The organism is Frateuria sp. Soil773 (genome assembly GCF_001428405.1).
In the GTDB taxonomy this organism is placed as follows: Bacteria; Pseudomonadota; Gammaproteobacteria; order Xanthomonadales; family Rhodanobacteraceae; genus LMSL01.
The window spans coordinates 521-6,692 of the sequence record NZ_LMSL01000037.1; the positions used below are offsets into that span (position 1 = coordinate 521).

2 protein-coding genes and 1 pseudogene are annotated in these 6,172 nt (G+C 71.5%); 2 read left to right on the top strand and 1 reads right to left on the bottom strand.

Annotation, left to right across the window (positions count from 1 at the left end; translation table 11 throughout):
- Positions 1–2,851 (top strand): annotated as a pseudogene (locus ASG87_RS11585) (hypothetical protein); the annotation flags it as partial.
- Positions 2,852–2,903: 52 nt separating this feature from the next.
- A complete protein-coding gene (locus ASG87_RS11590; protein WP_056005038.1) occupies positions 2,904–4,016 on the top strand; it encodes a hypothetical protein in 1,113 nt (370 codons plus the stop codon).
- Between the two features lie 94 nt (positions 4,017–4,110).
- On the opposite strand, the gene tssA is transcribed toward ASG87_RS11590, so the two are convergent.
- Positions 4,111–5,151 carry a type VI secretion system protein TssA gene (gene tssA, locus ASG87_RS11595; protein ID WP_056005040.1) on the bottom strand — a complete coding sequence of 347 codons (1,041 nt, stop codon included), beginning with the start codon at positions 5,149–5,151 and terminating at the stop codon, positions 4,111–4,113.
- Positions 5,152–6,172 lie beyond the last annotated feature (1,021 nt).

The following is a 6,172-nucleotide window of genomic DNA, read 5'->3' on the forward strand; positions in this document are numbered from 1 at the left end:
GAATGGCTTCGGCCTGACAAATGCGCAGGCGCTGTCGGTGACCGGCCCGGTAACGGGCGGTGCCGGCGCAGTGACGCTCGGCACCACAGCCGGCGACCTCGCGGTGAACGGCAACGTCAGTGGCAGCGCGGTCACGCTGACCAGCGCCGGTAACCTGGCAATCAACAGCGGCATCGACAGCGGCGCCGGCACGACGACGCTGACTTCGGGCGGCGCGATCGGCGAAGGGGCGGACGGCACGATCGCCGCCGGCACGCTCGGCGGCACGTCGGGCGGCAGCACCAGCCTGACGGGCGCGAACAAGGTGGGCACGCTCGGAGCGTTCGCCGCCGGAGGCGACTTCAGCTTCAACAATGCGCAGACGCTGACGGTCGGCGCGGCGCCCTCGGCGAACGGCGGCGCCGGCAACCTCACGCTGACCACCACGGGCAGCAGCTCGGACCTCAACCTGGCGAGCGATCTCGCCGGCGACACGGTCACGTTGAGGGCGGGGCGCAACCTCGCGCAGACGTCCGGCGTCATCAGGGCGAATACGCTGACCGGCGGCTCGGCCGGCAGCACCGAACTGCGCAATGCCAACCGGGTCGGCAACCTCGGCGCGTTCGCCGCCAACGGCTTCGGCCTGACCAACGCGCAGGCGTTGACGGTCGGCGGCCCGGTAACGGGCGGCCCCGGCGCGGTGACGCTCGGCACCACGGCCGGCGACCTTGCAGTGAACGGCAACGTCAGCGGCAGCGCGGTAACGCTGTCCAGCGCGGGCGACCTGGCGGTCAACAGCGGCATCGACAGCGGCGCCGGCACGACGACGCTGACCGCGGGCGGCGCGATCAGCGAAGGTGCGGATGGCACGATCACCGCCGGCAGGCTGGCCGGCAGCTCGGTCGGCAGCTCGGCGCTCAACGGCGCCAACCTCATCGGCGCGCTCGGTGGCTTCGACGCGAACGGCTTCGGCCTGACCAACGCGCAGGCGTTGACGGTGACGGGCCCGGTAACGGGCGGCGCCGGCACGGTGTCGCTCGGCACCACGACCGGCCATCTCGCAGTGAACGGCAACGTCAGCGGCAGCGCGGTGACGCTGACCAGCGCGGGCGACCTGGCGATCGATGGCGCCATCGACAGCGGCAGCGGCACGACGACGCTGACCGCGGGCGGCGCGATCGGCGAAGGCGCCGGCGGCGCGATCACGGCGGGCACGCTCGCCGGCAGTTCGGTCGGCGATACCACGCTCGACGGCGCGAACCGCATCGGTACGCTGGGCGGCTTCGACGCGAGCGGTTTCAGCCTGACCAATGCGCAGGCGCTGGCGGTGACCGGCCCGGTGAACGGCGGCGCCAGCACCGCGCTGACGACCACCAGCGGCAACCTGACCCTCAACGGTGCGGTTAGCGGCGGCACGACCACGCTGGTGTCCGCCGGCGCGATCAGCGAAGGCGCCGGCGGCAGCCTGACGGCGGGTACGCTCACCGGCCGTTCGGCCGGCGACACCACGCTCAACGGCAGCGGCAACCGGATCGGCACGCTGGGCAGCTTCAGCGCGACCAACTTCAGCCTGATCGACGGCCAGGCGTTGACGGTGGCCGGCCCGTTGAACGGCGGCACCAGCACCGCGCTGACCACGACCAGCGGCGACCTGAGCATCGACGGCGCGGTCAGCGGCGCCACCACCACGCTGGCCTCGGCGGGCGCGATCCACCAGGGCAGCGGCGGCAGCGTCACCGCCGCCCTGCTGGCGGGCAGCGCGGCGGGCGCGGTGGCGCTCGACGGCGCGAACCGGGTCGGCGCGCTGGGCAACTTCAGCGCCAACGGCTTCAGCCTGACCAATGCGCAGGCGCTGACCGTGACCGGCGCGGTGAACGGCGGCGCCAGTACCGCGCTGACGACCGGCAGCGGCGACCTGACGATCAACGGCACGGTGAGCGGCGCCACGACCACGCTGGCGTCCGCCGGCGCGATCGGCGAAGGCGCCGGCGGCACGATCGTGGCGGGCACGCTCACCGGACGTTCGGCGGGCGGCACCGCGCTCGGCGGCAACAACCGGATCGGCGCGCTGGGCGGTTTCAGCGCGGGCGGTTTCAGCCTGACCAACGCGCAGGCACTGTCGGTGACCGGCCCGGTGGACGGCGGCGCCGCCACGACGCTGAAGACCACCAGCGGCGACCTGAGCATCGACGGCGCGGTGAGCGGCGGCACGACCATGCTGGTCTCCGCCGGCGCGATCGGCGAGGGCGCGAACGGCAGCATCGCCGCCGACGTGCTCACCGGCAGCGCCGCCGGCCCCGCCGTGCTGGGCGGCGCGCGAGGCTACCGCGACAACCGCGTCGGCACGCTCGGCGGCTTCTCCTCGCCGGCCGGGTTCAGCCTCACCAACGGCCGCACGCTGACGCTGGCGTCGGTGAACGGCAGCGCGTTCACGGTGGACGCGGGCACGGCGGCGCTCTACCTCGAAGTGCGCGACGGCGACCTGCTGCAGTCGGGGACCACCTGGTTGTACGACGGCGTCGGCACGTGGTCGTCCACCGGCCGGATCGGCACCGCGATCGACCCGATCTACGTGACCGGCGTGAGCAACCAGACGGTCGCCAAGGTGGGCGAGCCGCCGGCGTACTTCTACGCGGTGGACCGCGCGGGCAATTTCCTGCCGCTGATCGGCGCGCCCAGCGTCAACATTCCCACCTCGATCCTGGCCGGGCGCGCGCAGAACGCCAAGAACCGCGGCGACAGCTACATCGATCCCAGCGTGGTCTCGGCGAACTACCGCTCGTTCGGCATCGTGCCGTCCGGCATCCTGCTGCCGCCGGACCAGCAGACCTGCCAGCCCGACGATCCCGACCAGGATTGCCCGGACGAATGAGCGCGATGCGGTCATGGCGGCGCGACACGCATCCGCGCGGCGGCGCGGCCGGATGAGCCGCGTCCGTTTCCTGCCGGGCTGGCTGGGCGGGCTGGCCGCACTGGGTTTCTGCGCCGCGCTGCCGGCGCAGTCGCCGCCCACGCTGACGGGCAATGCCGTGGCGAACCGGCTCGATGCGGCCGTGCACGGCCTGTCCGTCCGCGCCGCAGACCGGCGCGATACCGGCCTGGACGCGACCGGCCAGCGCCTCGCGCGGATGGCTGCGGACCTGCGCGGATCGCTGCCCGGTCGCATGGGCGAGCCGGCCGCCACGCTCGACGGCCCGTTGCAGGCCCGGCTGTTGCGCGCCGATGCCGCGGCCAGGCGGACGCAGGCCTACCTGGACGTCTCCGACGGCTGCCCCGGCGGCGAGGCGAAGGCGATGGCGGCGGCGCTGGAACTCGGCGTGGCGCGGCTGGAGGCCGGCGGACCGGGCAAGGTCGCGCCGCCGGTGATCGATGCCGTGGAGACGCCGGACCGTCGCCCGCTGTTCGCCGTCCGGCCGGGACGCAAGCCGCCGGCGTTCGCCCTGGCCGGCACGAACCTGTCCGACCCACAGTGCGCGGGCCTGTCGGTCAGCGCCACGGATGCGGATGGCACGCCGCTGCGCGCGCAGCCGATGGTGACCGACGCGTCGCCCGCGCGCATCGAACTGGAATGGCCGTCCGGCGCCGCGCTCGATCCGGGCAGCGTGGTGCTGCACGTCGCGTCGCGGCGCAAGGTGTTCCTGCTCGGCTGCGTGGCGCAACCGGAGGCGGTGGCGGCGATACGGGTCCTGCCGCCGCTGAAGTTCTCCGCCAGCTACACGCTGGATGCGCGCTGCCGCATCGACGGCCGCGAGCGGGACGTGGCCGTGGCCGCGGGCACGTTGCCCGACCTCGCCGCGTACGATGCCGCGGTGTCGCAGCCGGTCGATACGTCCGCCTGCGCCGATCCGGTCAGCTATGCGGTCTCGGTCAAGGCGACCTACGCCGACGGCAGCCAGGCCGCGGCGGGCCCGATCGTGCAGGACGCCGGCGCCTCGATCACCGCGGGCCTGCCGGGCGGGCTGTCGGTGAACTGGAATCCCGCCATGCGCACGCTGTTCATGCGCAGCGGCGCGAACCGCTGCAAGGGCGTGGACTGAGGAGCGCTTGCCGTTGCCGGGCGGCGACCCGGCAACGGGGTCCGGCATGCGTGCGGGCACCCGGATCGCGGTGGATTCCGGGCGCCGCCTGCGGTCAGTCGTCTTCGCTCGAACCGGAGATGACCTGCAGTTCGCTGACGCCGCCGGGCGCGAGATCCTTCAGCAGGTCCATGAAGTTCATGCCGACCAGGCGCTGCGCGCGGCGCAGCAGCAGCGGCACCGGGCTCGACGGCTCGACCCTGTCGTAGTACTCGCACAGCTCGTCGATCCGGCGTATCACGTCCTGCGCGCTCTCGATGCGGCCGCTGGCCGCGGCGGGCGCACCGGCCGCCACGCACTCCGCCGGCGCCTCGTCGCCGGCGGAGGAAGCGGATTGCGGCGAGCGCTGCGCCAATTGCGCGTCGAGGAATTTCTTCAGTTCGCGCATGTCGCCGAGCAGGGTCTTCAAATCCGGGCCGGCGGTGCCTATCCGGGCATTGAAAACGCCGTCGATCGCAATGGCGTGTTCGAGCGCCTCGTTAATCGCCGCGGCGGCCGCGCTCAATTGCTCCTCGGGGCAATCCTGGCAGCAGGCCTCGATTATGGTCATCGTGGGCAGTTCGGACGCGCCGTCTTCGGCGGCGGCGATTTTCAGCGTGCCGTTGGCGATGCGCAGGTCGCGCAGCGAAAACCGGCCCAGCCGCGGCGATTGCACGAAGCTGGTGGTGCGCAGGTAGCCGAGCACGCCGAGCAGGTCGCCGATGGGCACCACCGCGTTGACGCGGGCGGTCGGGTCGTCGTCGTCCTCGGCGTCCAGCAGCGGGTGCACGCCGTCCCAGAAATCCTCGAGGAAACCGCGGATCAGGCGAAGGCCGGCCGCCCAGCCGGCCAGCCCGGAAGTGCGCATCCAGGCCGTCGCCAGGTACACCGCCACGCGCAGGTCGCGGGAGCGGCCGAGCAGGTTTTCCGCCAGCGCCGCCACCTTGTCCCAGTCGGGTTCCTCGGCGGCCTTGACGCTGTCTCCGACGGCCCGCTCGGCCTTGGGCGCGGCCGCCCGCTCCAGCGCCAGAAAATCCGCGTCGTATTCCAGGTTTTCGCCGCAGGGCGATTCGTCCGAGAGCGGGGCGAGAAAAGACTCCAGGGCATTATGGTTCATGGCGGCCACGCGGCGTTCCGGGTGAAGCCTTCATAATACATAAAAATGGCTTGCTTTACGGTGGTCGAGGGGGTTCTTGACGATTTTTTCGATAATGCCGGAAGTGGTGTCCGCAAGAGGGCGTGGCAGGTCTCGCAATTACCTGAAATCGGTCCAGCTTCGATCCCGAACCGGCCCACCCGGAAACCCTCGGCCTCCACTGCATACCAGAACCCCTCGGACCCTCACGCTCGTCATCCTGGCGAAAGCCAGGATCCAGCTCCTTTGCGTTGCGGAGCGTCGCGGGCTGGAAGGCCGAAATCGTGGGACGTCGAGGGCAAAGGTGCTGGATTCCGGCCTTCGCCGGAATGGCGGGTTGGGGGTTTTCCGGGCTCGGGCCGGTCACGGCTCCGTTGCGTACCAGAGCCCTCGGTCCCCGCGCTCGTCATCCTGGCGAAAGCCAGGATCCAGTGCCTTGGTNATTGCGGGGCGTCGAGGGCTGGAAGGTCGAAGTCGTTGGGCGTCGGGAGCGGCAAAGGCGCTGGATTCCGGCCTTCGCCGGAATGGCGGGTTGGGGGTTTTCCTGGCTCGGGTCGGTCGCGGCTCCGTTGCGTACCAGAGCCCTCGGTCCCCACGCTCGTCATCCTGGCGAAAGCCAGGATCCAGTGCCTTGGTGTTGCNNCCGAAGTCGTGCGACGTCGAGGGCAAAGGCGCTGGATTCCGGCCTTCGCCGGAATGACGGGTTGGGGGTTTCCGGGCTCGGGCCGGTCACGGCTCCGTTGCGTACCAGAGCCCTCGGTCCCCACGCTCGTCATCCTGGCGAAAGCCAGGATCCAGTGCCTTTGCGTTGCGAGGCGTCGAGGGCTGGAAGGTCGAAATCGTGAGACGTCGAGGGCAAAGGCGCTGGATTCCGGCCTTCGCCGGAATGACGGGTTGGGGGTTTTCCGGGCTCGGGCCGGTCATGGCTCCGTTGAGTAAAAGAGCCCTCGGTCCCCACGCTCGTCATCCTGGCGAAAGCCAGGATCCAGTGCCTTGGTGTTGC

Bases quoted from the DNA above. Each gene is read 5' to 3' on its own strand.
- ASG87_RS11590 (WP_056005038.1), top strand. From the start codon at position 2,904: ATGAGCCGCGTCCGTTTCCTGCCGGGCTGGCTGGGCGGGCTGGCCGCA.
- tssA (WP_056005040.1), bottom strand. From the start codon at position 5,151: ATGAACCATAATGCCCTGGAGTCTTTTCTCGCCCCGCTCTCGGACGAA.